Here is a 23,937-nt window from a genome sequence, read left to right as displayed (position 1 = left end):
CACAGCGGAAAGGGAGCCACATGGAGATCTCGGGGAAGAAGGCGATCGTCGTCGGCGGCGCATCGGGCTTCGGCAAGGCCACCGCAGAATCGCTCGCGCAGCGCGGCGCGACCGTGGCCATCCTCGACCGGCCCCAGTCGAAGGGCAAGGAGGTGGCCGACTCGATCGGCGCCTCCTTCCACGAGGTGGACGTCACCGACTTCGACGGAACTGAGAAGGTGCTCTCCGAGGCAGTGGCGGCACTCGGCGGACTCCACGTCATCGTGACCACCGCCGGTGGCGGCATCGGCGAGCGCACCATCAAGAAGGACGGCCCGCACAGCCTCGACTCCTTCCGCTTCTGCATCGACCTCAACCTGATCGGCACGTTCAACATCAGCCGTCTCGCCGCGTGGCAGATGAGCCAGCAGGAGCCGGTGGACGACGAGGCCGAGGAGCGCGGTGTCATCATCAACACCGCATCGATCGCCGCCTTCGAAGGCCAGATCGGACAGGTCGCCTACACCGCCTCCAAAGCCGCGATCGCAGGCATGTGCCTCACGATGGCGCGCGACCTCGGCAGCCTCGGCATCCGCGTGACCGCCATTGCGCCAAGCCTGTTCGCCACCGGGCTCACCGAGGGCATCCCGGACGACTTCGCCAAGGCGCTCACCAAGGACGCCGCCTTCCCGAAGCGCCTTGGCAAGCCGGAGGAGTACGCCAAGCTCGCGCTGGCGATCGTGGAGAACCCCATGCTTAACGGCCAGTGCATCCGTCTGGACGCCGGACAGCGCTTCGCCCCGAAGTAGCGTCCGAGGTGTCGTTCGTCTAGCCGGCCGGCGTGCGAGCAGTTCGCTGCATGTAGAACGAACCCGGTTCTCGGTCTGGCGTCAAGAACGGGCACTGAGCCCTCAACTCGTCGTAATGGTGGTGCCGTAGGTGATTGAGCGCTCCGAGGATCTTCCAGTCGCCGTTCGACGTCAGGAAGGCTTCGAGTAGGTACTGCTCGTTCCAGAGTCGCACTTCGTCGACGATCCACTCGGCTGGATAGTCTCTCGGCGAGAAGATGTCGTGCACGTGGACGATGACGCCCGGCTGGAGGGCGGGAAGTACCTCCAGGTACTCGAAGACGACGTCACCTCGAGGCCGGATGACGTGCGACGAGTCGATGAACAGGATGTCGTCGGCCTCCAGGCTCTCGAACAACTGCATACCGGTGGATTCGACCTTCTCGCGGATGACCGTGACGTTCAGTTCCTCGAGCCATTCATGTTCGTAGGGCTCGATCAAGGTGTGTTCGCATGTGTAGTTCGGGTCGTCTCGCTTGTTCGCCTCCAGTGCCCGGATGGCCATTCTCGTGGAGAACCCGCTACCTATCTCGACTATTCGTTTCGGCTTCTTGAGGCGAATGAGGTTGTACCAGTACTCGGCATCTCCGGACTCGAACGCCCGGTTCTCCAGATAGAAGCCGTACCCGCCGGCGTCGTGGCGGGGCAGCCCGGCCAACTCGTCGGCGAACGTGAACGAGTTCAAGAGGCTCAGCTGTGCGTCCACGTTCCAATCGATCCCTGGCAGATCCCTTTCGGTGGATATCAGATCCCGTATGGCTGCGTTGTCGAAGGACGGCTCATAGTAGTGATCCCGCAGCGGAAAGCAGCCGGCGCGGAACAGCATTGCTCGGGACGCCGGAAGACGGTCGACCCCAACGGTTCTGACGTACTTGAGGAGTAGCGCGCACAGGTACACCAGCGGGAAGATGACGACGTCGATGGCAGGCATGGCTCGAATCACCGCCTGCTTAACGGGGTTGGACATGGCCGGCTACCGTTCCCTTCGCTTCGAGGTCTGACGTGACGAGCGGGTAGTTCGGGCGCACAGGGGGACTCGCCCCTCACGCCGGTCGCGGTACGTCGGCCAGCCCGCCCTGGCCGATCCACATCGGGATGGCGCGGCGGATGTCGGCCGGGCCGGTCAGCGCGACGCTGCCGTCGCGCATGGCGCGAGTCCACCCGATGTCGCCGCGCCACACGCGGGTGAGGGTCAGGAGGCTGGTCTCCACCGTCCCCGCCACCTCGTAGCCCGGATCGAAGTCACACACATCGGCCTTGCCGTCGGCGACCACCAGCCACCACCGGGACGCCTTGGCGGCGACCCCGTCGAGACGGAAGGCCAAGGTGGTGCGCTGCGCCGGCCAGGAGTCGATCGGAACGGTGCGGTGGATGTCCCACATCAGTAGATGCGGGTCGAGATCCTCGTCACCGAGTTCGCCTATCCAGCGCACCCCCCAGCGACCCAGCGCGTCGACCACCGCGCCGAGTTCGCGACCGCACTCGGTCAGCGAATAGGCGGTACGGCCGTCGACCTCCTCACGCTGCACCACCCCGGCGCGCACCAGGGCTTTGAGCCGTTTCGACAGCAACGCAGGCGACATCTTCGGAACGCCGCGGCGAAGGTCGTTGAAATGACGGCTACCCAGGAGCAGTTCGCGGACGACGAGCATCGTCCACCGCTCATCGAGCAGTTCCATCGCCTTGGACACCGGACAGAACTGGCCGTACCCGGACATCGCGATCACCCCCACCGCAGGTCAAGCCCCCTCCAACCATGAAACCACCGTGGTACAGATCTGGAACTGGAATGGCACGATCCGCGGCGCGACGATCAATTCACCGGAGCCGAAGGAGCAAGACATGACAACTTCCGTGCACGATCCCGCCCTGACCGCCAAGCACCGCGCCATGTGGGCCACGGGCGACTATCCCCGGCTGGCCGCCGAGCTGGTCTCCCCATTGGGTCCCGTTCTCGTCGAGGCGTGCGGAGTCAAGCCCGGCGACCGGGTCCTCGACGTTGCCGCGGGCACCGGCAACGCGTCGATTCCCGCCGCGGTGGCCGGGGGCGACGTGGTCGCCAGCGACCTGACACCCGAACTGCTCGCAGCCGGACGGCTCGCCGCAGAACAGCGCGGTGTCGAATTGCGTTGGCAGGAGGCCGATGCCGAGGCGCTGCCGTTCGGCGACGCCGAGTTCGACACGGTCATGTCGTGCATCGGCGTGATGTTCGCGCCCCACCACGAACTGGCCGCCGGCGAACTTCTCCGGGTGTGCAGGCCCGGCGGCACCATCGGGTTGCTCAGTTGGACCCCAGAAGGGCACATCGGGCGATTGTTCGCCGCCATGAAACCGCATCTGCCCGCTCCACCGCCGGGCGTCCAGGCCCCGCCGCTGTGGGGCGACGAGAACCACGTGCGAGCGCTGCTCGGCGACGAGGTGAGCGACATGACGGTGCAGCGACGCTCCCTCACCGTCACCGCCTTCCCCGACGGGTCGACGTTCCGGGACTACTTCAAGGCCGTCTACGGGCCGACCATCTCCGCCTACCGCGCCATCGGTGACGACCGGGACCGCATCGCGGCGTTGGATGCCGACATCGCGGCCGTCGGGGACCGGTTCGTGACGGGGCCGTCGACCATGGAGTGGGAATACCTGCTGGTGGTGGCCCGCAGGCGGTGAGCCACTTCCGCATTCCGCCACGCGATCGGCGCCGCTGCGGTCACGATGTGAGGCATGACCCAGGTTGCCCCACCCCGTGACAGTCCCGTCGTCGCAGCGGCCCGCAGCATGCGCGACCTGGTCGCCGGCCATGCGTGCGAGTCGGAGCGGATGCGCACGCTGACGCCCGCCATCGTCGACGAGATGTGGGCGTCGGGACTCATGAGTTCGATGAACCCGGCCGCAGCGGGCGGCGTCGAGCCGACGTTCGCCGAGATGATCGAGACCTGGCTCGAAATGGCCTGGCAGGACGGCTCATTCGGGTGGATCGGCATCGCCAACCTGCCGTCCTCGTTCGCGGCCGCGGCGTACCTGCCGGACGAGGGCTTCGCCGAGGTGTTCACCGCCAACGACAACCGCGTCACCATGGGCGGCCAGTTCTTCCCCAACGGTCAGGGCGCGGTGGTCGACGGCGGCTACCGGCTGACCGGCGCCTGGAGCTTCGGATCGGGCACCGGGCACGCGCAGTACGTGGCCGCGGGGTTCATGCCCACCGACGACGGTCAGCCACGCTGGGTCTCCGACGGCATCCCCGAGATGCACGTCGCGATCATCCCGCGCGAGGAGATCACATTCAAGGACAACTGGCACGTGCAGGGCCTCAAGGGAACCGGCTCCTACGACTACGCCGTCGAGGACGTGTTCGTGCCCGTCTCGAGGACCTTCCCGCTGTTCGCGCGCGAGCCGCGGCGGGGGAGTTCCCCGGCCACCCGGATGGGCATGATGCCGGTGACGGCCGCCGGGCACGCCGCCTGGGCGCTCGGGGTCGCCAAGAGCATGCTCGACGAGGTCGCCGAACTGGCCGAGACCAAGTACCGCATGAGCGACATGGCGTCGCTGGCCAGCCGACCGACGTTCCAGAAGGGGCTCGCCCGGCACGTCGCCGCCTGGCGAGCCGCGCGGCTGCTAGTACTCGACGCCTTCAGCACCGCCGAGGCGGCCGTGGCGGCAGGGGAGGACCTGACGCCGACGCTGCGCGCCGACATGCGGGTGGCGGCGGTCTACGCCACGGACGTGGCGCGTGAGTGCGCCGAGTGGTCCCATCTGGTCGCAGGCACCAGCGCGATCCGCGAGGGCACGCGACTCGAACGGGCCTTCCGCGACGTCTACACCGGCACGCAGCACGCCTTCATCAGCGAGAAGGTCGCCATCGACGCCGCACAGGTCTGGCTAGGACTCGTCGACGATCAGTTCGGGCTGTGAGCGCCCCGACCCCACCGACACTCAGCGACGACGACCGGACGGCGGTAGAGAGCTGGGTCCGTCAACGGCATCTGGGGTCGGAGGTCACCGACGTCCGGCCGCTGACCGGCGGCTCCCAGAACATCGTCGTACACCTGCTCGTCGACGGCAGGCCCATGGTGTTGCGGCGGCCGCCGCTGCATCCGCGGCCCACCAGCGACAAGACGATGCTGCGCGAGATCGCCGTGCTGCGCACGCTGGCGGGCACCGACGTGCCGCATCCCGAATTCGTCGCCGGCTGTGACGATCTGAGCGTGCTCGGCGTCGTCTTCTATCTGATGGAGGAGGTCGACGGGTTCAACCCTGGCAACGAGATGGCCCAGTCCTACGTCGACGACGCCGCGATGCGCCACGACGTGTGCCTGTCCTACGCCGGGAGCCTCGCGCGACTCGGCGACGTCGCCTGGGAGGGCAGCCCGCTGGCCGAGCTGCAGCGCCCGGGATCGTTCATCGGCAGGCAGGTCCCGCAGTTCCTGCGGCTGCTGGAGAGCTACCGGCACGACGCGTACGACCCGGGCACGCTGTCGGTGGACGTCCTCGCCGACTGGCTCCGGACGAATCAGCCCAACGACGGACGGCCCGGCGTCATGCACGGCGACGCTCACCTGAACAACGTTCTGCTGCGCCGTGATCGGGCCGAACTGGCCGCGTTCATCGACTGGGAGATGTGCACCGTCGGCGATCCGCTGCTCGACCTCGGCTGGATGATGGTGTGCTGGCCCACCGAACCGAACACGATCGACGCCGGCGCGGAGCTGGCCGCGCTCGGCGGGCTCGCCACCCGGGCCGAACTGCTCGAGGCCTATCTCGCCGCCGGTGGACGCGCTACGTCGCACCTGCCCTGGTACGTGGCCCTGGCGTGCTTCAAGCTCGGCATCGTCATCGAGGGCACCTGGTCGCGCTATCTGGCCGGGCAGGCGAATCGCGAAGCGGGGCAACGGCTGCACGAGTCGGCGATGTCGCTGATCGACCTCGGCACGCGGGTGGCCTGCGGCGAGGACGTCTTCGCGTGAGCGGTCAGCGGTAGGCGTCGAGGCCCAGCTTGACCGCCAGGGCCAGGCCGGCCACGGCGATGCCGAGGCGCAGCGGCGTCGCGGGCGCGCGTCGCACGATGATCGGGCCCAGGCGCGCCCCGATCAGGCACCCGACGCCCATCGCGACAACGGCAGGCCAGTGCACGTGTGCGAAGACCACGAAGATCAGCGCGGCCACGCCGTTCGCGATGCCCAGCACCACGTTCTTGGTGGCGTTGGCGTGCGCCAGGGTGTCGCTCGCCGTGCTGAGGAACAGCGCGAGCAGCAGCACTCCCGCCGCGGCACCGAAGAACCCGCCGTAGATCGAGATGAAGAACACCGCCGCGCACACCAGCACCGTCTGGACCATGCCGCCCTCGTCGCCGTCGGCGCGGGTGCGGCGCGGCAGCGCGATCAGAACCGAGGAGACGGCGAGCAGCACGGGAACCGCGTCCTCGAAGCCCTCCGAGGGAATCGACAGCAGCAGCACAGCGCCGACGACGCCGCCGACCGCGGCCATCGGAACCAGCCTGAGCAGCGCCGCGCGCTGGCCCGCGAGTTCTGGTCGCGAGCCCCACACCGATCCGACGGCGTTGAACACCAGGGCGACGGTGTTGGTGACGTTCGCGGTCACCGGCGGCAGACCGACCAGGAGCAGCGCCGGATAGGTCGACACCGAGGCGAGACCAGCGATGCTGCCAGTGAGCCCACCGCCGACGCCTGCGACGAACAGCAGCGCCAGGTTCCACCAACTCAGCGCGGTCATCGGCGATGAACCCTAGCCGTCCTCGATATCGCTTGCACGAGCGGTCGCCGACGGCCTAGCATCGCTGACGTGCCGAAGCGACTCGTAGTAGCAACCCGCAGCGGGGTCTGATCCAGACCGACCCCTCGCTGTGGGTCGTGTTACACCGTCGGTCACTTCCTCTACTGGAAAGTTCCGGCACACATGATCTCCACCTTCGCGAGCCCTCTCGGGCCGTCCACCACCATCACGGCCTCGCTGCCGCGGGGCCTTCGCGAGGAGGCAGAGTCCATGTCGGTCGACGCATTCCACGCCACCTACGCACCCACGTCCGGACCGTTGCGTCTCGGCAACTGGGAGTGCACCGACGAACGCACGGGCACGCTCGGCCCGCAGGCGCGGACCTACCAGGCCACGATCGCCCTCGGCGACAGCATCGGGACGTCCACCGCGGTCGCGGCAGGCCCGATCGGCGCGCTCACCGCGATGCTGCACGAGCGGGGCATCGCCGTCGAGATGCTGGGGTTCCACCAGAAGCAGCTCGACGGTGCCACGGCGACGTTCATCCGCGGCACCGACGGCTACCGCGAGGACTGGGCGATGGGCTGGTCGGAGGACTCGACCCAATCGGCGCTGCGCGCGGTGATCGCCTGTGCGAACCGGCTTTACGCCACCGCATCCTGAAGCGGTAGCGGCCGCAGGGCCAACGTCGCGGCCACGCTGATCAGGCCGGTGAGCACCAGGTAACCGCACGCCAGCCACGGGGAGCCGCCTGCCGCGGCGATCAGCGCGGTCAGGATCAGCGGTGTGAGCCCGGACGAGTAGACCCCGGACAGCTGGTACACCGTGGACAGACCCGTGTAGCGGATGCGTGTCGGGAATAGCGACGCGTACAGCGTGCCCTGCGCGCCGTAGAACCAGGCGTGCACGACGCCGAAGACGAGCACCATCCCGATCGCGAACGCGGTGAGGTTGCCGGTGCCGAACAGCGCGAACACCGGGAAGACCGCGAGCGCGTAGGCGGCGATCCCGCTGGCGTACACGCGTTTCGGGCCGTACCGGTCGGCCAGCAGGCCCGACACCGGGATCAGCGCGGCCATCAGCAGCGCGGCGACGGTCACGACGACGAGCGTGGGCACCTTCGCGAAGTGCAACGTGCCGGTCGCATACGAGATCGCGAACACGCCCCACGTGTTGAACGCCGCACCCTCGCCCCATCGCGACAACATGCCGAGCACCGTCGAGCGCAGTGCGGGCGGTCGGAACACGTCGCGAACCGGCACCGTCGAGGTGTCGCCGCTGGCCCGCGCCCGCTCGAACTCCGGGGTCTCGGTCGCCTTGAGCCGCACCACGACGCCGACGACCACCAGCGCGATGCTCAGCAGGAACGCGATGCGCCACCCGTAGGTCTGGAAGGCCTCGTCGGACATCACGACCTGCAGCAGCGCGAACACGCCGGTGCCGAGCGCCAGACCGAGCGCCAGACCGACCTGAGGGATGCTGCCGAACAGCCCGCGCCGCTTCGGCGGGCTGTGCTCGACGGCCAGCAGCACCGCGCCCGCCCACTCGCCGCCGAGCGCGAAGCCCTGCACGATGCGCAGCAGGAGCAGCAGGATCGGCGCCAGCACCCCGATCTGCGCCGCGGTGGGGAGCACGCCCATCAGCGCGGTGGCGCCGCCCATCAGCAGCATGGTCAGGGCGAGCGTGCGCTTGCGCCCGATGCGGTCGCCGACGTGGCCGAAGACGAAGCCGCCGATCGGTCGGACCACGAAGCCCACGGCGAACGTCGCGAACGACAGCAGCGTGCCGACCAACGAACTCTGGTCGGGGAAGAACGCGTTGTTGAAGACCAGGCTCGCGGCGGTGGCGTAGAGGAAGAAGTCGTACCACTCGATGGTGGTGCCGATGAGGCTCGCGGCCAGCGCCGTGCGGACGGTCTTCGCGGAGTCGTCCGCCGGTAGCCGTGCGTCGGTCGAGGAGTCGGTGGTCGTCACGTACAGGCACTTAGCCCGAGATTTGCCGCGCGATCAAGGGTTGTGCGCACGCCGATCCGAACTGACCCGCCCGCGATCGCCGAGTCAGCGCAGCGGCCGGAGCACGATCGGCATGCCGTCCATCGGGATCGGCATGCCGCCGTAGTCCCAGTGCGCCTTGTAGCCGGGGCGGGCCAGCTCGAGGCGGTACTTGCGCAGCAGCCGGTGCATGACGGTCTTGATCTCGAGCTGACCGAACACCATGCCGATGCACTTGTGCGCGCCGCCACCGAACGGGGCGAAGGCGTAGCGGTGCTTCTTGTGCTCGTTGCGCGGCTCGGCGAAGCGCGACGGGTCGAACTTCTCCGGATCCGTCCACAGCTCGGGCAGGTGGTGGTTCATCGACGGCCACGTCACCACGGTGGTGTTGGCGGGCAGGTGGTGACCGCACAACTCGGTGTCGCGCACCGTCATTCGCACGTTGAACGGCAGCGGTGTGACCAGTCGCAACGACTCGTTCATGACGAGGTCGAGCGTCTCCAGCTTCTCCAGCGCGTCGATGTCGAGCGGCCCGTCACCGAGGCGGTCGGACTCCTCGCGCACCCGGTCCTGCCACTCCTGGTTGGCGGCCAGGTTGTAGGCCATCGTCGTCAGCGTCGAGGTCGAGGTGTCGTGCGCCGCCATCATCAGGAAGATCATGTGGTTGACGATGTCCTCGTCGGAGAACGTGTTGCCGTCCTCGTCGGCGGTATGACACAGCACGCTGAGCATGTCGGTGCCCTCGGAGTTGCGCTTCTCCTTGACCCGGGCGACGAAGTAGTCGTCGAGCACCTTGCGGGCCTGGAGTCCGCGCCACCACTTGAACGGTGGGACGGGCGTGCGGATGATCGCGCCGCCCGCACGGGTGGTCATCGTGAAGGCGTCGTTGACCTTCGTGACGAGTTCCTTGTCACCGCCGTGCTCGTGGCCCATGAAGACGACGCTCGCGATGTCGAGGGTGAGTTCCTTGACCGCGGGATAGAACAGGAAGCGGCTGTCGTTGGCAGCCCAGTCGTTCGCCACGACCTCCGACGCCACCCGGTCGATGTGCTCGACGTAGCCGGTGAGGCGGCTGCGGATGAACGCCTCCTGCATGATCCGGCGGTGGAACATGTGCTCGTCGAAGTCGAGCATCATCAGGCCGCGGTTGAAGAACGGGCCGATGACCGGGTGCCAGCCCTTCTGCGAGTAGTCCTTGTTGCGGTTGGAGAACACCGTCTGCGTGGCGTCCGGGCCCAGCGCGAGCACCGACGGCAGGGCGGCGGAGTGCATGTAGTGCACCGGGCCGTGCTTGCGGTAGACGTCGAGCACGAAGTCCGGGCCGCCGCGGAACGTCTCGATCATGTGGCCGAGCACCGGCAGGCCGGCGTCACCCATCACGGGCTTGAGGTCGCTGCCCGCGGGCGGCTCGGCCAGCACGAACTGCGGCCACTCGCGCTGGCGCAGCCGCTTCTCGACCGCGCCCATCCCCGGGAAGTTGTTGATCGACGGGGTGAGGCGTCGTTTCGCCTCACCGAGCAGGTACTCGGGGGTGTTGATGGTCGCCATGACTCTCCTTGGCTGAGTTCGTGTGGTCGATCTCACTCTGAGCACCATCCTGATGTGCTGTCTTGACGCCTGTCAAGTTTGTCCCAGGCGTGGCGCGGTGCCAAGGTGGATGCCCATGACCCCCGACTCGTCGACCGCATCGGTGTCGGCATCGGTCTCCGCCGACGCCGAGCCCCGTCGCAGCCGAGGCGACCGCCAACGCGAGGCGATCATCACCGCCGTCCGCGAACTGCTCGAGGTGAAGTCGTTCGCCGACCTCTCGGTCAGCATGATCAGCGAGCGGGCCGGGGTCGCCCGGTCGGGCTTCTACTTCTACTTCGACTCGAAGTACGCCGTGCTCGCCGTGATCGTGGCCGACGCGATGGAGGAGCTGGACAAGCTCACCCACGACTACGCCCCACGCGAGCCCGACGAGACCCCGGCGGAGTTCGCCAAGCGCATGGTCGGCAGCGCCGCCGCGGTGTTCGGCAGCAGGGACCCCGTCATGCAGGCATTCACGTTGGCGCAGAACACCGACGCCCAGATCCGCGAGATCATGAACGACTTCGAGGACACGGTGATCGAGAAGATCGTCGGCCTCGTCCGGCAGGACTCCGGCGCCCGACCCATCACCGACGACCTGCCCGCCCTGGTCCGCATGCTGACGGCGACGACGGCGATGACCCTGTCCCGGGACAGCGGCTTCGTGGGCCGCGGCACCGATCCCGCCCGCGCACTCGACGTCGTCGAACGGTTGTGGCTCAACGCGCTGTGGGGCGGCGACGCCACCGAACTGCGCTGACCCCCGCCGGTAGGGTCGGCTGCATGGCGCAGCGCAGCGGTTACGCAGGGAAACGGTGCTTCCTCACCGGGGCGGCCAGCGGCATCGGCCGGGCGACGGCTCTGAAGCTGGCCGGCGAGGGTGCCGAACTGTTCCTCACCGACCGCAACGCCGAGGGGCTCGCCGAGACGGTGGCCGACGCCCGCGCACTCGGTGCCCAGGTCAGCGCGCACCGTGCGCTCGACGTCTCGGACTACGAACAGGTGGCCGCGTTCGCCGCCGACATCCACGCGTCGCACCCGGCCATGGACGTCGTGATGAACATCGCGGGCGTGTCGGCATGGGGCACCGTCAGCACGCTGGAGCACCGGCACTGGGAATCGATGGTGTCGATCAACCTGATGGGACCGATCCACGTCATCGAGTCGTTCGTCCCACCCATGGTCGCCGCTGGTCGCGGCGGTCACCTGGTCAACGTGTCGTCGGCTGCCGGCCTCGTCGCGCTGCCGTGGCACGCGGCGTACAGCGCGAGCAAGTACGGGCTGCGCGGCGTCAGCGAGGTGCTGCGATTCGACTTGGCGCGCCACGGCATCGGGGTGTCGCTGGTGGTTCCCGGCGCCGTCAAGACGCCGCTGGTGCAGACGGTCGAGATCGCAGGCGTGGACCGCGAGCACCCGCAGGTGCGCAAGTGGGTCGACCGGTTCGGTGGCCACGCCGTGTCGGCCGAGCACGTCGCCGACCGCATCCTGGTCGGCGTGGGACGCAACCGCTACCTGATCTACACCTCGCCCGACATCCGGGCGCTGTACGCCTTCAAGCGGTTCGCGTGGTGGCCGTACAGCGTCGCCATGCGCCAGGTGAACGTGATCTTCACCAAGGCGCTGCGGCCGTCGAAGGCAGGCTGACCCTCAGCGCTTACCCCAATCCCACGGTGGCGCAGTCAGATTCGTCTGACCGGTGATGCGGGTCTCGCCCCAGTCCTTGTGGAGTTCGATCTCCGCGGCGTCCCCCTCGTCCGCCAGCAGTTCGCGCATGGCGGGGGAGTGCGTGACCACGACGACCTGCGTCACCGCCGCGGCCGACCGAATCATCGCCGCCAGCGGTGCGATGAGGTCGGGGTGCAGCGACGTCTCCGGTTCGTTGAGGACCATCAGCGACGGCGGCGACGGGCTGAGCAGCGCAGCTCCCCACAGTAGGAAGCGCAAGGTGCCATCGGACAATTCGGCGGTGCGCAACGGGCGCAGCATCCCCTTCTGCTGCAGTTGGAGTTCGAACAGGCCGTCGTTGGCGGCCACCGACACCGTGGCCCCGTCGAAGGCCTCGGCGACCGCGCGATGCAGATCGTCGAAACCCGCCTCGACGATGGTCTGCACCGCGGCGGCCAGGTCGGCGCCGTCGTCGGCGAGCACGGGCGTGCGGGTGCCGACGCGCGGCTGGCGTGCGGGTGCCCCGGCGTCGACCCGGAAGCCGTCGTAGAACCGCCACGTGCGCAACCGGTCCCGCACCGCGGCCAGTTCCGGCAGCGCACCGGCGCTCGCGTACTCGGCCAGCACGCTGCGGTAGGCGGGCAGTGACTTGGTGAGTGGGTCGAACCCGCTCCCGGACTCCGATGCCACCTCGGCGTAGTCGCGGCCGCGCGACACCAGCGTCGCACTCCTGCGCAGTCGCGGGCCCGCGAAGACCGCCTCGCGCTTGATCTCCGGGTCGCGCGCGAACATCGACTTCGGACCGGCGTACTGGGGCAGTCCGAGATCGATCAGGTAGCCGAAGTCGTCTGAGCTGAACCCGAGTTCGAGTGAGACGGGCCGGTTGCGGGTGATGCCCTCGACGGTGCCGGTACGACGCGCTCCGCCGAGCCCTTCTGGCCCGGCCCACAGCACGGACTCGAGGCCGCCTTCGCGGGCCAGCGAGCCGATGACCTCGTTGCGCGCGCAGGCCGCGAGCAGACCGAGCGCGCGGTAGACCGACGACTTGCCGGTGCCGTTGGCGCCCGTGACGACGGTGAGGCGGCGCAGCGGCATGATCACTTCGCGCAGCGATCGGTAGCCCCGGACGGCGACGGTGTGCAGCACGGTGGCGACGCTAGCCCGGGAGTCCGACGGATTCGGGGTGGGCGGAATCCGAGCCCGTCATGGCCAACTCGAGTCGCACGCCGAGTAGGCGCACCGGTCTGTCGAGTTCGAACTGGTCGAACACTGCGAGCGCCGTCTCGACGACCGTTGCCTCGTCGGTGGTGGGTGCGGGCAGCTTGCGGATCTTCGTCCTGGTGAAGAACGTCTTGGTGCGTACGGTCACCGCGACCCTGGTGACGATGCGTTCCTGCGCCACCACCTCGGTGAGGGTCTGCCTCGCCAATGCCCTGATGGCCGAGTCCATCTCGTCGCGATCGGTCAGATCGGTCGGGAACGTGGTGACGTGACTGCGCGAGCGCGGCACCCACGGCTCGGACCGGACGGTCTCGTCGCCGCCGCCCTTGGCGAGCAGCAGGATCCCCAGTCCCGTCGACGGGCCGAAGGCGTCGGTGAGCACCGCGGGGTCGGTGTTCGCGAGGTCGGCCACGGTGGTGATGCCCATGCCCGCGAGACGCTTCGTGGTCTTCGGGCCGACGCCCCACAGCGAGTCGACCCCCCGGTCGCCCATGACGGCCATCCAGTTCTCGTCGGTCAGCGCGTAGACCCCGCCCGGTTTGCCGAACCCCGTCGCCACCTTGGCCCGTTGCTTGTTGTCACTGATGCCGACCGAGCACGACAGGCCCGTTTCGGCGGCGACGACGGTGCGGATGCGCTCGGCGAACTCGACGGGGTCGACCGTGCCGTCCGGGTCGTCGAGGCCGACGTACGCCTCGTCCCATCCCCACACCTCGACGGGGTGGCCGAGATCGCGCAGCAGGCCCATCACCTGTTCCGACGCCTCGTCATAGGCGGCGGAGTCCGACGGCAGGAACACCGCATCGGGGCACTTGCGTGCCGCCGCGCGCAGCGGCATGCCCGCGTGGACGCCGAATTCACGTGCCTCGTACGACGCGCAGGTGACGACCTTGCGTGGTTCGGCCGGATCGCCGTTGCCGCCGACGATCACCGGCGACCCGACGAGGTCGGGACGGCGCCGCAGTTCGACCGACGCGAGGAACTGGTCGAGGTCGACGTGCAGGACCCAACTCACGAGCTCAAGTCCCGCACAGCTTTCGAACCACGTCCTCCCAGGCCTGGCCCTGCGTCTCGAGGCTGCGGCCGAGGTCCTCGACCTGGTGGGTGACGTAGTCGGAGTCGAGCAGGGACAGCAGCGCGTCGGCCTGGCCGTCGAGGTCACCGCTGGTGCCCGCGGTGGCGAGCAGCATCCGGACGTGGGAGCGGTGCAGCATCGCGGGCGCGTTGAACCGGGTCTGCGGATCGCGGCCGGCGTCCGAGAGCAGTGCGCGGTGGTCCCAGACGAAGCGGAGGCGTTCACGGCCGTAGGCCAGCAGCCGCTCCACCGGCGAGGCCCCGGGTCCGAGCGGCGGCGGCCCGAACATGAAGGCCTGCTGCTGTACCTTCTCGTCCTCGTCGAGCAAGACGATCATCAGGCCCGCGCGGCTGCCGAACCGACGGAACAGCGTGCCCTTGCCGACCCCGGCAGCCGAGGCGACGTCGTCCATGGTGACCGCGTCGGCGCCGTGCTCGGCGATGAGCGCGCGCGCCGCGTCGAGGAGCAGCGCTCTGTTGCGGGCCGCATCGCCACGCTCGTGCGGCGCAGAATCGGTGACCGGCAGCCCGGCCAGCCCAGCTGACTCGTTGATGGCTGCCACCAACGCACTTTAGCTCAGCCGGAATTAATCGGACCATGGTCCGGTTATCCTGTGCAAGCATCGAGGGGCTACGAAAGGGAATGGAAGATGTCGAACGCCAAGGTTTTGGTTCTGCTGGGCAGCCTCCGCAAGGAGTCGGTGAATCGGCAACTCGCCGAACTCGCCACCGACGTCGCGCCTGCGGGGACGACGGTCGAGCTGTTCGACCGGCTGGGTGAGGTGCCCTTCTACAACGAGGACATCGACAACGACGACGCCCCGGAACCGGTGCGAGCACTGCGTGCGGCGGCCGCCGAGGCCGACGCCGCGCTGATCGTCACGCCCGAGTACAACGGCAGCATCCCCGGCGTGTTGAAGAACGCCATCGACTGGCTGTCGCGGCCGTACGGCAACAGCGCGTTCGCAGGCAAGCCCGCCGCGGTGGTGGGTGCTGCGCTCGGCCAGTACGGCGGGGTGTGGGCGCACGACGAGACCCGCAAGTCCTTCGGGATCGCTGGCGCCCGGGTGGTCGAGGACCTCAAGCTGTCCATCCCGGCCGCGTCGTTCGACGGCAAGCACCCGCGCGAGAACGCCGAGGTGGTCTCCGACCTGCGAGACGTCGTCGAGAAGCTGGTGGCCGAGGTCGGCTGACCCGCTCGTCCCCAAGCCGCCGGCGCGCCCGATCGGGTGCGCCGGCGGCTTTGCTGTTGGAGGGCCCGCCGAAGCCGCGGGCCGGTTCGGTGTCGGTGCCGCCTGATAGAACGGCGTCGAACGCACGACACGGCGCCGATGTGACGTGCGACACGCCGGTGATTTCCGGGGCTGAGCGCTTACGACCAGGGAATTCCATGAATGTCGTTCAGAACATCTTGTATCCGTATCGCTTGTCGGCCACTAGGTGTAGTGTCTTGCAGACCGACAGACCCCCACGGTTCCTCACCGAATCGCAGGTCGGCCGGAGCGCACAATCCGGCTGGATCGGGTCTCGGACCCGGGTGGATTCGTCGCCCCGATCGGCCGGGAGCGCAGGAATTTCAAGGGTCCGTGGGTCGCTGAACATCAGTGAGCAGCAGTAGCCAGTCAGTCAGTTTCCGCAGAGGAGTCGTGCCGCAGATGACCGTCACCGTTTACACCAAGCCGGCTTGCGTGCAGTGCAACGCCACCTACAAGGCGCTCGACAAGCAGGGCGTCGCGTATGACGTCATCGACATCACCGAGAACCCCGAGGCGCGCGACTACGTCATGGCGCTCGGTTACCTGCAGGCTCCCGTCGTGGTGGCCGGTGGCGACCACTGGTCGGGCTTCCGGCCCGACCGGATCAAGACCCTCGGCGGAGCCGTCGCGGTCACGGCCTGACGACCGGGTGATCGGCGACCAGGAAGGAGGAAGCGGGATGTCGGGAACGAATCTCGTCTACTTCTCCAGCGTCTCCGAGAACACCCACCGCTTCGTCGAGAAGCTGGAACTGCCTGCGATCCGCATTCCGCTCCGCGAGCGGATTCAGGTACTCGACCCCTACGTGCTGGTGTTGCCGACATACGGCGGTGGACACGCGAACGGCCCCGATCCCGATGCCGGGGGATACGTCCCCAAGCAGGTGATCGCCTTCCTCAACGACGAACACAACCGGTCGTTGATCCGCGGCGTCATCGCCGCGGGCAACACCAACTTCGGCGCCGAGTTCGGCTATGCCGGGGACGTCGTCTCCCGCAAGTGCGGCGTGCCGTACCTGTACCGCTTCGAACTGATGGGCACCACGGACGACGTCTTCGCCGTCCGTGCCGGCTTAAAAGACTTTTGGAAGGACCAGACGTGTCACCAACCGTCACTGCAGAACCTGTAGTCGCGCCTCACGCCCTGCCGGGCGAGATGGATTACCACGCGCTCAACGCGATGCTCAATCTGTACGACGCCGACGGCAAGATCCAGTTCGACAAGGACCGGGAAGCCGCCAACCAGTACTTCCTGCAGCACGTCAACCAGAACACGGTCTTCTTCCACAACCAGGACGAGAAACTCGACTACCTGGTGCAGAAGGAGTATTACGAGCGCGAGGTGCTCGACCAGTACTCGCGCAACTTCGTCAAGACGCTGCTCGACCGGGCGTACGCGAAGAAGTTCCGCTTCCCGACGTTCCTCGGTGCGTTCAAGTACTACACCTCCTACACGCTCAAGACGTTCGACGGGAAGCGCTACCTCGAGCGCTTCGAGGACCGCGTCGTGATGGTGTCGCTGACGCTGGCCGCCGGTGACACCACACTGGCGGAGAAGCTCGTCGACGAGATCATCGACGGCCGGTTCCAGCCGGCCACCCCGACGTTCCTCAACTCCGGCAAGAAGCAGCGTGGCGAGCCCGTGTCGTGCTTCCTGCTCCGCATCGAGGACAACATGGAGTCGATCGGCCGCTCGATCAACTCGGCGCTCCAGCTGTCCAAGCGCGGCGGCGGAGTGGCGTTGCTGCTGACCAACATTCGCGAGCACGGCGCGCCGATCAAGAACATCGAGAACCAGAGTTCCGGTGTCATCCCGATCATGAAGCTGCTCGAGGACTCGTTCTCGTACGCCAATCAGCTCGGGGCACGACAGGGCGCGGGCGCGGTGTACCTGCACGCGCACCACCCCGACATCTACCGGTTCCTCGACACCAAGCGCGAGAACGCCGACGAGAAGATCCGGATCAAGACGCTCTCGCTGGGCGTCGTGATCCCGGACATCACGTTCGAGCTGGCCAAGAAGAACGAGGACATGTACCTGTTCTCGCCGTACGACGTCGAGCGCGTGTACGGGATGCCGTTCGCCGATATCTCGGTCACCGAGAAGTACTACGAGATGGTCGACGACGCCCGTATCCGCAAGACCAAGATCAAGGCGCGCGAGTTCTTCCAGACCCTCGCCGAGCTGCAGTTCGAGTCCGGTTATCCGTACATCATGTACGAGGACACCGTGAATCGCGCCAACCCGATCAAGGGCAAGATCACCCACAGCAACCTCTGCTCGGAGATCCTGCAGGTGTCGACGCCCTCGGAGTTCAACGAGGACCTGTCGTACGCCAAGGTCGGCAAGGACATTTCGTGCAACCTCGGGTCGCTCAACATCGCCAAGGCGATGGACTCGCCGGACTTCGCGCAGACCATCGAGGTGGCGATCCGCGGCCTGACCGCGGTCAGCGATCAGACCTCGATCACGTCGGTGCCGTCCATCGAGCAGGGCAACAACGAATCCCACGCCATCGGGCTGGGCCAGATGAACCTGCACGGGTACCTGGCCCGCGAGCGGATCATGTACGGCTCCGAAGAGGGCGTCGACTTCACCAACATCTACTTCTACACGGTGCTCTACCACGCGCTGCGGGCGTCGAATCGCATTGCGATCGAACGCGGTTCGCGCTTCGGTGGCTTCGAGGACTCGAAGTACGCATCTGGTGAGTTCTTCGACAAGTACACCGATCAGGTGTGGGAGCCGGCGACGCCGCGGGTGCGACAGCTGTTCGCCGACGCGGGCATCCGGATCCCCACGCAGGAGGACTGGAAGCGGTTGAAGGAGTCGGTGCAGACGCACGGCATCTACAACCAGAACCTGCAGGCCGTTCCGCCGACCGGCTCGATCTCCTACATCAACCACTCGACGTCGTCGATCCACCCGGTCGCCAGCAAGATCGAGATCCGCAAGGAAGGCAAGATCGGGCGCGTCTACTACCCGGCGCCGTACCTCACCAACGACAACCTGGACTACTACCAGGATGCGTACGAGATCGGCTACGAGAAGATCATCGACACCTACGCCGCGGCCACCCAGCACGTGGACCAGGGCCTGTCGCTGACGCTGTTCTTCAAGGACACCGCCAGCACCCGCGACGTGAACAAGGCGCAGATCTACGCCTGGCGTAAGGGCATCAAGACGCTGTACTACATCCGCCTACGCCAAATGGCATTGGAGGGCACTGAGGTGGAGGGTTGCGTCAGCTGCATGTTGTGAGCAGCTGATGTCGACGACCGTCGAGGTCATCCTCATCACCGCCCTGGTCCTCGGGATCGTCGTCGCGATGTTCGGCGCGATCTACGCCTGGGAGAAATGGGTCGCGGGCAGTCGGGCGGAGAAGCGCATCGACGACTTCTTCGACCGCGTCAGCGACAAGTTCTTCCGCTAGCGGGCCACGGACATGCGGCGTAACCCAGCGACAACGCGATGGTCGCGAACTTGCTGATCGCCGCAACCCGAGCCCGGCGCGCGTTCACTGCGACTTCCCGCCCGTCGAGCACGCGCAGGAGTGCGACTCCTTCGACGGCGTCGGCCGCGACGGCTACGGCGGCTACGACCGGCAGCCACGCCCGACGACCCTGGCGCCGACTGCGCCGATCGATGAGCAGTCCGAGCAAGACGCCGTAACTGGTCATGTAGCCGAAATCGAGCCACATCGACTGGCGGGCCGCCCTCCGGCCGTCCGGGCCCCAGGCGCTCGTGATGCGCTCAGCGCGGGCGGCCGTGCCCGCGAGCTCGAACGCGATGATGCCGGGGCCGCCGGCGGCACGCATTCGACCGTCCAGGCGCATCATCACCGCGGTGTAGCCGCCGAAGACGACCGTCGCTGCGGCTACCCGGTTCATCAGCTCTCAGCCCTCGCGGGCCTGGTCCTCGCGCTGCGCCTTGAGGCGTCGCTCCTCGCGCAGCACGGTCTGATAGCTCTCGCGTTCGGCGATCAGCCACTCGGGCTTCTCTTCGAGCAGCGCATTGATCTGCTCGGTGGTGAGCGCTTCGGTGACGCCGCCGCGCGCGAGGCCGGCGATCGAGACACCCAGCTTCGCCGCGACGAGGTTCTTCGGGTGCGGGCCGTTCTTGCGGAGGTCCTTGAGCCACTGCGGCGGGTCGGCCGCCAAGGCGGCCAGCTCGGAGCGGGTGATCGCGTTTTCCTGGAACTCCGGTGGTGTCGCAAGCAGGTACACGTCCAGCTTCTTTGCCGCGGTGGCGGGTTTCATGGACTGCGCGTTCGGCCTGCTCATGCGCAGAGCCTATCGGTAGCCTGAGGCCGTGGCCCCGTCCTCGCTCACCGTTGGGTACGTGCCCGGTGTGACGCCGGCGAAGTGGGCCCGGATCTGGGCCGAACGCCACCCCGACGTGCCGCTCCGGTTGAGCGCCGTCGATGCCGCTGACGCCGCCGACGCAGTGCGGACCGGATCGGTCGACGTGGCGCTGCTTCGCCCGCCGGCTGATGCGTCCGGGCTGGCCGTCATCCCCCTCTACGAGGAGACGACGGTGGTGGTGGTGCCTGCCGACCACGTCCTCACCGCCGTCGACACCGTCACATCCGCAGACCTCCACGGCGAGCCGGTCCTGATCCCACTGGACGACGTGGTCGCCTGGCCTGCCGCCCCCGGCGTGCCGGCCGAGCATCGGCCCGAAACCACCCGTGATGCAACCGAACTCGTAGCCGCGGGCGTCGGTGTTCTCGTCGTTCCGCAGTCGCTGGCGCGGCTGCACCACCGCAAGGACCTGACGTACCGTCCGATCGCCGAGGCACCCGGCTGTCCGGTGGCGCTCGCCTTCCCCGAGGGGCCGCCGCCGGTGCTGGTCGAGGAGTTCATCGGCATCGTCCGGGGACGCACCCCGGGTTCGTCGCGCGGGCGAGCGGAGCCGCCGCCGAAGCGCACGGCGCGGGAGAAGACCCTCGCAAAGCAGGCCGCCCGGGCCGCGGCGGGCAAGGTCGCCCGCAAGCCGGGTCCGGCCAAGCGCGGTCGACGCTGACGCACCCGGTTTGACTCCCGCGGGCGTGGGTAGGCGAGCACGCATGGAGACGTTGTCGTTGACGGCACTGGCAGGCGAACAACTCGAGGCGGCACGCAGCGCCCACGCCGGGCGCTCTGCCCACACCATCTACGGTGGGCACGACCACGAATTGCGTCAGACCGTGATCGCGCTGACCGAGGGCAATCGACTCGATGATCACGAAAGCCCCGGCCAGGCAACGCTGTTGGTGCTCCGTGGACGGGTGCGCGTCGCCACGTCCGCAGACGACGCCGACGCCGTGGAGTGCGCCGAGGGCGACTACCTGCTGCTCCCGCTCGAGCGGCACAACCTGGCCGCTCTCGAGGACGCAGTGGTCCTGCTGACGGTGGTCAAGAAGCTCTGACCTGGCGGGTCAGCCGGCCACCTTCGCGCCCGTGATCGAGTTCCCGCCGTCGATCGCCAACGTGGTGCCCGTGACGTACGAGGCGGCCGGTACGGCCAGGAACGCGACACCCGCGGCCACCTCTGCGGCGGTCGCCGACCGGCCCAGCGGTGTGGCCATGCCCGCGATGACCTCGGACGGAAGCTGGGCGGCCGTCGCGATCCAGCCCGGCACCACCACGTTGGCGGTCACGCCGTCGGCCGCGTAGTCGACCGCGACCGACCGGGTCATCCCCAGCATCGCTGCCTTGGCGGTGTGGTAGCCGACGTCCCCGGTGTAGGCGGTGAGGATGCCGGCGGTCGAGGCCACGTTGATGATCCGCCCGTACCCGCGCTCGACCATGCCGGGCAGCGCGGCCCGGGTGACGAAGAACGCGCTATCCACGTTTCGCCGTAGCGCCAGCGCCCACTCGTCGTCGGTCATCACCATCAGCGAGTTGGGGCGTTCTGGGCTGTGGACCGACGCCAGCCCCGCGTTGTTGACGACGATGTCGACCTTGCCGAACGCCGCCTCCGTCGCGGCGACCAGCTCGCGAGCTGCGTCGGGATCCATCAGGTCCGCGACGAACGAATGCGCGGCAATGCCCTCGGCCTGCAGGTCGGCGGCCCGTTCGGCCGCGCGATCGGTGGTCCCGGTGACCATCACCGACGCACCGAACTGGCCCAGGAGTCGGGCTGATGCGAACCCAATCCCCAGGTCGCTGCTCGATCCCGTGACGAGCGCCACCTGGCCGGTCAGATCGAATGCAGCGGGCACCTTTGTGGGCATCGTGTTACGTCCCTTCCGATTTCAGCGTGCCAACCCATGCTGGGCGGGCCTGTCGGCGAGAACACTAGATCGCCATCCGACCCGTTTCTAGGTCGAACGACCAAAACTTGGACGTTCGTACAAACTAGTAACCGCCATGTCACGCCGACGAAATGGACCGCGCCGACACTCGTTGACGTGAGCATGAATCGCATGTCCGGCCTCGCATCCCTGGCCGCGACCGTCCTGCTGTTGGCGACCACGGCCTGCTCGGGTTCCAGCAATCAGGCGACCGACGCCGAGGCGTTGACGTCGTCGATCCGGACCCCGATGATGTCCGACCCGCCGCCGCTGGACCCCGACGTGTTCTACCAGCCCGAGGGACTGCTGATCATGACCTCGGCGTACCAGGGTCTGCTGCGCTATGCACCGGGGACGACGAAGGTGGAGGGCCTGCTCGCCACGAAATGGGCTGTCTCACCAGACGGTCTGACGTACACGTTCACGTTGCGAGACGGTGTGAAGTTCTCCGACGGAACGCCGTTCGACTCCGCAGCAGCCATGGCCAGCTTCCAGCGCCGGATCGACATGGCAGCCGGTCCGTCGTACATGCTCGCCGACGTCACGGGCATGACGACACCCGACCCCAAGACCTTCGTCGTCACGCTCGGCAAGCCGGTGGCGCCGTTCCTCGACTATCTGGCCTCGCCCTACGGTCCGCTGATGACCAGTCCTGCCGCCATCGCCGGGAACGCCGCCGGGGATGACCGCGCCGCGGCATGGCTGGCATCGCACACCGCGGGCACCGGGCCCTACGAGCTGACCGAGGCGGTTCCGGCGAGTCACTACACGCTCAGTGCCAATGCGAATTACTGGGGCGAGAAGCCGCAGATCTCCACGGTCTCGTTGCCGGTCATCCCAGCGACCGCCGTGCAACGGCTGCAGTTGGAGAACGGTCAGCTCGACATGATCCTGCACGGGCTGTCCAAGGGCGACTACGAGGGGCTGAGCACCAACCCCAACACCGAGGTGCGGCAGGAGAGCGCTCTCGTGAAGGCACTGGTGATGGTCAACCCCGACTCGCGCGTCTTCGGGCCGGCCCCGGCCCGGGCGGCGCTGACCGCCGGCCTCGACCAAACCGCGCTCACCGCAGCCGTGTTCGGCGATCAGGGGACCCCGTCCACGCAGTTCTATCCGACCGGGATGCTGCCCGACGGCGCCGTCCCCGACGTCCACGCCTTCGACCCGTCGAAGCTGAAGGCCTTGGGTGCCGCAGGGGGCGACGTCGAGATCGGCTTCCCCACCGGCGACAGCAGCCTGCAGGACTTGGCGAACCAGATGCAGGTGATCCTGCAGCAGGCGGGGCTGACCGCCACAGTCCGCGACTTCCCCCTCGCGCAGTTCTTCGCGCTCGTCGACAACCCCGACCAGCGGCCCGACCTGCTGCTGGCCTCCTTCAATCCCGATGCCGCGCACCCGGATACGTGGTCGCGGATCTATCAGTACACGAACGCACCGGTCAACCTGCAGGGCTGCACGGTGCCCGCAGCGGACGAATTGCTCGACGCCGGAAGCGCCGAGCCCGACCCGGCCAGGTCGCAGGCACTGTATGTCGACGCGGCGAAGGCCTACCGTGACTCGATGTGCTGGGTGAATCTGGGAGACCTCCACAACACGATCGCCGCCCGGAAGGGCTACTCCAACTGGAGCAGCCAGCCGGCCTGGATGTGGGACACCGACTTCTCCACGGTCACGTATCAGGGGTGAGGTGAGTGGCGACCCAGACGGGCAACACCGCCCGTGGCGTGCAGCGTCGCACCGCGATCATCGACGCCGCGATAGCGGTCATGGCGCAGGTGGGCCTGGCCGGGCTCTCGATGCGGGTGGTGGCCAATCAGGCCGGAATCCCACTGGGTGCGCTGAGCTACTACTTCAACGACAAGGCCGATCTGGTCGCGCAGGCCTTCGCGCAGCTGTCGGACCGCGAGATCGAACGGGTGGTCCGCACCGCCGAGCAGTTGTCGCCGTCGATGTCGCCAGACCAACTGGCCGACGCCGTGGCCGACATGATCATCGACGGGTTCACGTCACCGCAGGGCGCGATCGTCACGCGCTACGAACTGGTGACCGAGGCCAGCCGGGATGAGCGGCTGCGCCCGATGTTCGAAGCATGGTATGCCGCAATGGTTCCGGCGCTGAGCCGGCTGTTCCGCGATCTCGGCTCCCGTCAGCCCGAACTGGATTCCCGCACCATCATGGCGGTGACCGCGGGGTTGGAGATCGACAACATCTACCGACCGCTGGGACCGGTGGACAAGCGACGGATCCGCGCCACCATCCGGCACGCGTTCCGGGCCTTGATCGCCATGCACGAAACCACCTGAGCGTCAGCTCACCACACAGAAGGCGGAAGTCAA

27 protein-coding genes are annotated in these 23,937 nt (G+C 67.8%); 16 read left to right on the top strand and 11 right to left on the bottom strand.

Annotated elements, in window-relative coordinates; translation table 11 throughout:
* The first annotated feature begins 20 nt into the window (after positions 1–20).
* Positions 21–788: an SDR family NAD(P)-dependent oxidoreductase gene (locus G6N61_RS09820; RefSeq protein ID WP_163918347.1), complete on the top strand. Its 768-nt coding sequence runs from the start codon at positions 21–23 to the stop codon at positions 786–788.
* A gap of 19 nt (positions 789–807) precedes the next feature.
* Here the strand turns inward: G6N61_RS09820 and G6N61_RS09815 are convergent, their stop codons facing one another.
* Complete coding sequence (locus G6N61_RS09815; protein ID WP_170314461.1) at positions 808–1,794, bottom strand: class I SAM-dependent methyltransferase; 987 nt, start codon at positions 1,792–1,794, stop codon at positions 808–810.
* A 76-nt stretch (positions 1,795–1,870) separates the two neighbouring features.
* Positions 1,871–2,545, bottom strand: a complete 675-nt coding sequence (locus G6N61_RS09810; RefSeq protein ID WP_163918346.1) for a winged helix-turn-helix transcriptional regulator — start codon at positions 2,543–2,545, stop codon at positions 1,871–1,873.
* 124 nt (positions 2,546–2,669) lie between these two features.
* On the opposite strand from G6N61_RS09810, the gene G6N61_RS09805 reads away from it, so the two are divergent.
* From G6N61_RS09805 to G6N61_RS09795, 3 genes are read left to right on the top strand one after another with little or no spacing between them, the layout of a single operon-like run.
* Positions 2,670–3,488: a methyltransferase domain-containing protein gene (locus G6N61_RS09805; protein ID WP_163918345.1), complete on the top strand. Its 819-nt coding sequence runs from the start codon at positions 2,670–2,672 to the stop codon at positions 3,486–3,488.
* 54 nt (positions 3,489–3,542) lie between these two features.
* Positions 3,543–4,730 carry an acyl-CoA dehydrogenase family protein gene (locus G6N61_RS09800; RefSeq protein WP_163918344.1) on the top strand — a complete coding sequence of 396 codons (1,188 nt, stop codon included), beginning with the start codon at positions 3,543–3,545 and terminating at the stop codon, positions 4,728–4,730.
* Positions 4,727–5,782 carry a phosphotransferase family protein gene (locus tag G6N61_RS09795; RefSeq protein WP_163918343.1) on the top strand — a complete coding sequence of 352 codons (1,056 nt, stop codon included), beginning with the start codon at positions 4,727–4,729 and terminating at the stop codon, positions 5,780–5,782. The genes G6N61_RS09800 and G6N61_RS09795 overlap by 4 nt, the downstream gene beginning before the upstream one ends.
* Positions 5,783–5,786: 4 nt before the next feature.
* Here G6N61_RS09795 and G6N61_RS09790 read toward each other — a convergent pair whose 3' ends face one another.
* Positions 5,787–6,548, bottom strand: coding sequence for a sulfite exporter TauE/SafE family protein (locus G6N61_RS09790; protein ID WP_235887470.1), 762 nt, complete (start codon positions 6,546–6,548; stop codon positions 5,787–5,789).
* A 183-nt stretch (positions 6,549–6,731) separates the two neighbouring features.
* Between G6N61_RS09790 and G6N61_RS09785 the strand changes: the two genes are divergently transcribed.
* On the top strand, positions 6,732–7,211 hold the full coding sequence (locus tag G6N61_RS09785; protein WP_163918342.1) for a 2-isopropylmalate synthase: 480 nt from the start codon (positions 6,732–6,734) through the stop codon (positions 7,209–7,211).
* On the opposite strand, the gene G6N61_RS09780 is transcribed toward G6N61_RS09785, so the two are convergent.
* Positions 7,193–8,521 carry an MFS transporter gene (locus tag G6N61_RS09780; protein ID WP_163918341.1) on the bottom strand — a complete coding sequence of 443 codons (1,329 nt, stop codon included), beginning with the start codon at positions 8,519–8,521 and terminating at the stop codon, positions 7,193–7,195. The two genes, G6N61_RS09785 and G6N61_RS09780, sit on opposite strands and share 19 nt — an antisense overlap.
* Positions 8,522–8,605: 84 nt before the next feature.
* Complete coding sequence (locus G6N61_RS09775; protein WP_163918340.1) at positions 8,606–10,087, bottom strand: cytochrome P450; 1,482 nt, start codon at positions 10,085–10,087, stop codon at positions 8,606–8,608.
* A gap of 115 nt (positions 10,088–10,202) precedes the next feature.
* Between G6N61_RS09775 and G6N61_RS09770 the strand changes: the two genes are divergently transcribed.
* Together G6N61_RS09770 and G6N61_RS09765 are read left to right on the top strand one after the other, a co-directional pair.
* Positions 10,203–10,868, top strand: a complete 666-nt coding sequence (locus G6N61_RS09770) for a TetR/AcrR family transcriptional regulator (protein ID WP_163918339.1) — start codon at positions 10,203–10,205, stop codon at positions 10,866–10,868.
* A gap of 23 nt (positions 10,869–10,891) precedes the next feature.
* On the top strand, positions 10,892–11,752 hold the full coding sequence (locus tag G6N61_RS09765) for an SDR family oxidoreductase (protein ID WP_163918338.1): 861 nt from the start codon (positions 10,892–10,894) through the stop codon (positions 11,750–11,752).
* Positions 11,753–11,755: 3 nt separating this feature from the next.
* On the opposite strand, the gene G6N61_RS09760 is transcribed toward G6N61_RS09765, so the two are convergent.
* The 3 genes from G6N61_RS09760 to G6N61_RS09750 are packed head-to-tail and all read right to left on the bottom strand — an operon-like array spanning position 11,756 to position 14,631.
* A complete protein-coding gene (locus G6N61_RS09760; protein WP_163918337.1) occupies positions 11,756–12,919 on the bottom strand; it encodes an AAA family ATPase in 1,164 nt (387 codons plus the stop codon).
* 10 nt (positions 12,920–12,929) lie between these two features.
* Positions 12,930–14,009 (bottom strand): DNA polymerase IV, encoded by a 1,080-nt coding sequence (locus tag G6N61_RS09755; protein WP_163918336.1) that lies wholly within the window; start codon positions 14,007–14,009, stop codon positions 12,930–12,932.
* A gap of 4 nt (positions 14,010–14,013) precedes the next feature.
* Positions 14,014–14,631: a TetR/AcrR family transcriptional regulator gene (locus tag G6N61_RS09750; protein WP_179973597.1), complete on the bottom strand. Its 618-nt coding sequence runs from the start codon at positions 14,629–14,631 to the stop codon at positions 14,014–14,016.
* Between the two features lie 87 nt (positions 14,632–14,718).
* Here G6N61_RS09750 and G6N61_RS09745 point away from each other — a divergent pair, with 87 nt between their 5' ends.
* From G6N61_RS09745 to G6N61_RS09725, 5 genes are all read left to right on the top strand, one after another.
* Positions 14,719–15,261: an NADPH-dependent FMN reductase gene (locus G6N61_RS09745; protein ID WP_163918335.1), complete on the top strand. Its 543-nt coding sequence runs from the start codon at positions 14,719–14,721 to the stop codon at positions 15,259–15,261.
* Positions 15,262–15,723: 462 nt separating this feature from the next.
* Positions 15,724–15,966, top strand: a complete 243-nt coding sequence (locus G6N61_RS09740) for a redoxin NrdH (RefSeq protein WP_163918334.1) — start codon at positions 15,724–15,726, stop codon at positions 15,964–15,966.
* A 37-nt stretch (positions 15,967–16,003) separates the two neighbouring features.
* Positions 16,004–16,453, top strand: a complete 450-nt coding sequence (nrdI, locus tag G6N61_RS09735) for a class Ib ribonucleoside-diphosphate reductase assembly flavoprotein NrdI (RefSeq protein WP_163918333.1) — start codon at positions 16,004–16,006, stop codon at positions 16,451–16,453.
* A gap of 26 nt (positions 16,454–16,479) precedes the next feature.
* Positions 16,480–18,585: a class 1b ribonucleoside-diphosphate reductase subunit alpha gene (gene nrdE / locus G6N61_RS09730; protein WP_235887614.1), complete on the top strand. Its 2,106-nt coding sequence runs from the start codon at positions 16,480–16,482 to the stop codon at positions 18,583–18,585.
* Between the two features lie 7 nt (positions 18,586–18,592).
* Entirely contained in the window at positions 18,593–18,757 is a 165-nt protein-coding gene (locus G6N61_RS09725) for a hypothetical protein (RefSeq protein WP_170314460.1), read from the top strand.
* On the opposite strand, the gene G6N61_RS09720 is transcribed toward G6N61_RS09725, so the two are convergent.
* On the bottom strand, positions 18,735–19,214 hold the full coding sequence (locus G6N61_RS09720) for a hypothetical protein (protein WP_163918331.1): 480 nt from the start codon (positions 19,212–19,214) through the stop codon (positions 18,735–18,737). The two genes, G6N61_RS09725 and G6N61_RS09720, sit on opposite strands and share 23 nt — an antisense overlap.
* A gap of 6 nt (positions 19,215–19,220) precedes the next feature.
* A complete protein-coding gene (locus G6N61_RS09715) occupies positions 19,221–19,607 on the bottom strand; it encodes a DUF5997 family protein (protein WP_163918330.1) in 387 nt (128 codons plus the stop codon).
* 28 nt (positions 19,608–19,635) lie between these two features.
* On the opposite strand from G6N61_RS09715, the gene G6N61_RS09710 reads away from it, so the two are divergent.
* Both G6N61_RS09710 and G6N61_RS09705 read left to right on the top strand, forming a co-directional pair.
* Complete coding sequence (locus G6N61_RS09710; RefSeq protein ID WP_163918329.1) at positions 19,636–20,349, top strand: LysR substrate-binding domain-containing protein; 714 nt, start codon at positions 19,636–19,638, stop codon at positions 20,347–20,349.
* A gap of 43 nt (positions 20,350–20,392) precedes the next feature.
* Positions 20,393–20,734 carry a cupin domain-containing protein gene (locus G6N61_RS09705; protein ID WP_163918328.1) on the top strand — a complete coding sequence of 114 codons (342 nt, stop codon included), beginning with the start codon at positions 20,393–20,395 and terminating at the stop codon, positions 20,732–20,734.
* Positions 20,735–20,743: 9 nt separating this feature from the next.
* Here the strand turns inward: G6N61_RS09705 and G6N61_RS09700 are convergent, their stop codons facing one another.
* Complete coding sequence (locus G6N61_RS09700) at positions 20,744–21,541, bottom strand: SDR family NAD(P)-dependent oxidoreductase (RefSeq protein ID WP_163918327.1); 798 nt, start codon at positions 21,539–21,541, stop codon at positions 20,744–20,746.
* 183 nt (positions 21,542–21,724) lie between these two features.
* On the opposite strand from G6N61_RS09700, the gene G6N61_RS09695 reads away from it, so the two are divergent.
* Both G6N61_RS09695 and G6N61_RS09690 read left to right on the top strand, forming a co-directional pair.
* On the top strand, positions 21,725–23,287 hold the full coding sequence (locus tag G6N61_RS09695; protein ID WP_163924720.1) for an ABC transporter substrate-binding protein: 1,563 nt from the start codon (positions 21,725–21,727) through the stop codon (positions 23,285–23,287).
* Positions 23,288–23,292: 5 nt separating this feature from the next.
* Positions 23,293–23,904, top strand: a complete 612-nt coding sequence (locus G6N61_RS09690; RefSeq protein ID WP_163918326.1) for a TetR/AcrR family transcriptional regulator — start codon at positions 23,293–23,295, stop codon at positions 23,902–23,904.
* Positions 23,905–23,937: the final 33 nt, after the last annotated feature.

The sequence above is a fragment of the Mycolicibacterium arabiense genome (genome assembly GCF_010731815.2).
Taxonomy (GTDB): Bacteria; Actinomycetota; Actinomycetes; order Mycobacteriales; family Mycobacteriaceae; genus Mycobacterium; species Mycobacterium arabiense.
The sequence above is the reverse complement of the archived record's forward strand: the minus strand, read 5'-3'. Positions and strand labels throughout refer to the sequence as shown.

Bases quoted from the DNA above. Each gene is read 5' to 3' on its own strand.
- G6N61_RS09820 (WP_163918347.1), top strand. From the start codon at position 21: ATGGAGATCTCGGGGAAGAAGGCGATCGTCGTCGGCGGCGCATCGGGC.
- G6N61_RS09815 (WP_170314461.1), bottom strand. From the start codon at position 1,794: ATGTCCAACCCCGTTAAGCAGGCGGTGATTCGAGCCATGCCTGCCATC.
- G6N61_RS09810 (WP_163918346.1), bottom strand. From the start codon at position 2,545: ATGTCCGGGTACGGCCAGTTCTGTCCGGTGTCCAAGGCGATGGAACTG.
- G6N61_RS09805 (WP_163918345.1), top strand. From the start codon at position 2,670: ATGACAACTTCCGTGCACGATCCCGCCCTGACCGCCAAGCACCGCGCC.
- G6N61_RS09800 (WP_163918344.1), top strand. From the start codon at position 3,543: ATGACCCAGGTTGCCCCACCCCGTGACAGTCCCGTCGTCGCAGCGGCC.
- G6N61_RS09790 (WP_235887470.1), bottom strand. From the start codon at position 6,548: ATGACCGCGCTGAGTTGGTGGAACCTGGCGCTGCTGTTCGTCGCAGGC.
- G6N61_RS09785 (WP_163918342.1), top strand. From the start codon at position 6,732: ATGATCTCCACCTTCGCGAGCCCTCTCGGGCCGTCCACCACCATCACG.
- G6N61_RS09775 (WP_163918340.1), bottom strand. From the start codon at position 10,087: ATGGCGACCATCAACACCCCCGAGTACCTGCTCGGTGAGGCGAAACGA.
- G6N61_RS09770 (WP_163918339.1), top strand. From the start codon at position 10,203: ATGACCCCCGACTCGTCGACCGCATCGGTGTCGGCATCGGTCTCCGCC.
- G6N61_RS09765 (WP_163918338.1), top strand. From the start codon at position 10,892: ATGGCGCAGCGCAGCGGTTACGCAGGGAAACGGTGCTTCCTCACCGGG.
- G6N61_RS09745 (WP_163918335.1), top strand. From the start codon at position 14,719: ATGTCGAACGCCAAGGTTTTGGTTCTGCTGGGCAGCCTCCGCAAGGAG.
- G6N61_RS09740 (WP_163918334.1), top strand. From the start codon at position 15,724: ATGACCGTCACCGTTTACACCAAGCCGGCTTGCGTGCAGTGCAACGCC.
- nrdI (WP_163918333.1), top strand. From the start codon at position 16,004: ATGTCGGGAACGAATCTCGTCTACTTCTCCAGCGTCTCCGAGAACACC.
- nrdE (WP_235887614.1), top strand. From the start codon at position 16,480: ATGGATTACCACGCGCTCAACGCGATGCTCAATCTGTACGACGCCGAC.
- G6N61_RS09725 (WP_170314460.1), top strand. From the start codon at position 18,593: ATGTCGACGACCGTCGAGGTCATCCTCATCACCGCCCTGGTCCTCGGG.
- G6N61_RS09720 (WP_163918331.1), bottom strand. From the start codon at position 19,214: ATGAACCGGGTAGCCGCAGCGACGGTCGTCTTCGGCGGCTACACCGCG.
- G6N61_RS09715 (WP_163918330.1), bottom strand. From the start codon at position 19,607: ATGAGCAGGCCGAACGCGCAGTCCATGAAACCCGCCACCGCGGCAAAG.
- G6N61_RS09705 (WP_163918328.1), top strand. From the start codon at position 20,393: ATGGAGACGTTGTCGTTGACGGCACTGGCAGGCGAACAACTCGAGGCG.
- G6N61_RS09700 (WP_163918327.1), bottom strand. From the start codon at position 21,541: ATGCCCACAAAGGTGCCCGCTGCATTCGATCTGACCGGCCAGGTGGCG.
- G6N61_RS09695 (WP_163924720.1), top strand. From the start codon at position 21,725: ATGAATCGCATGTCCGGCCTCGCATCCCTGGCCGCGACCGTCCTGCTG.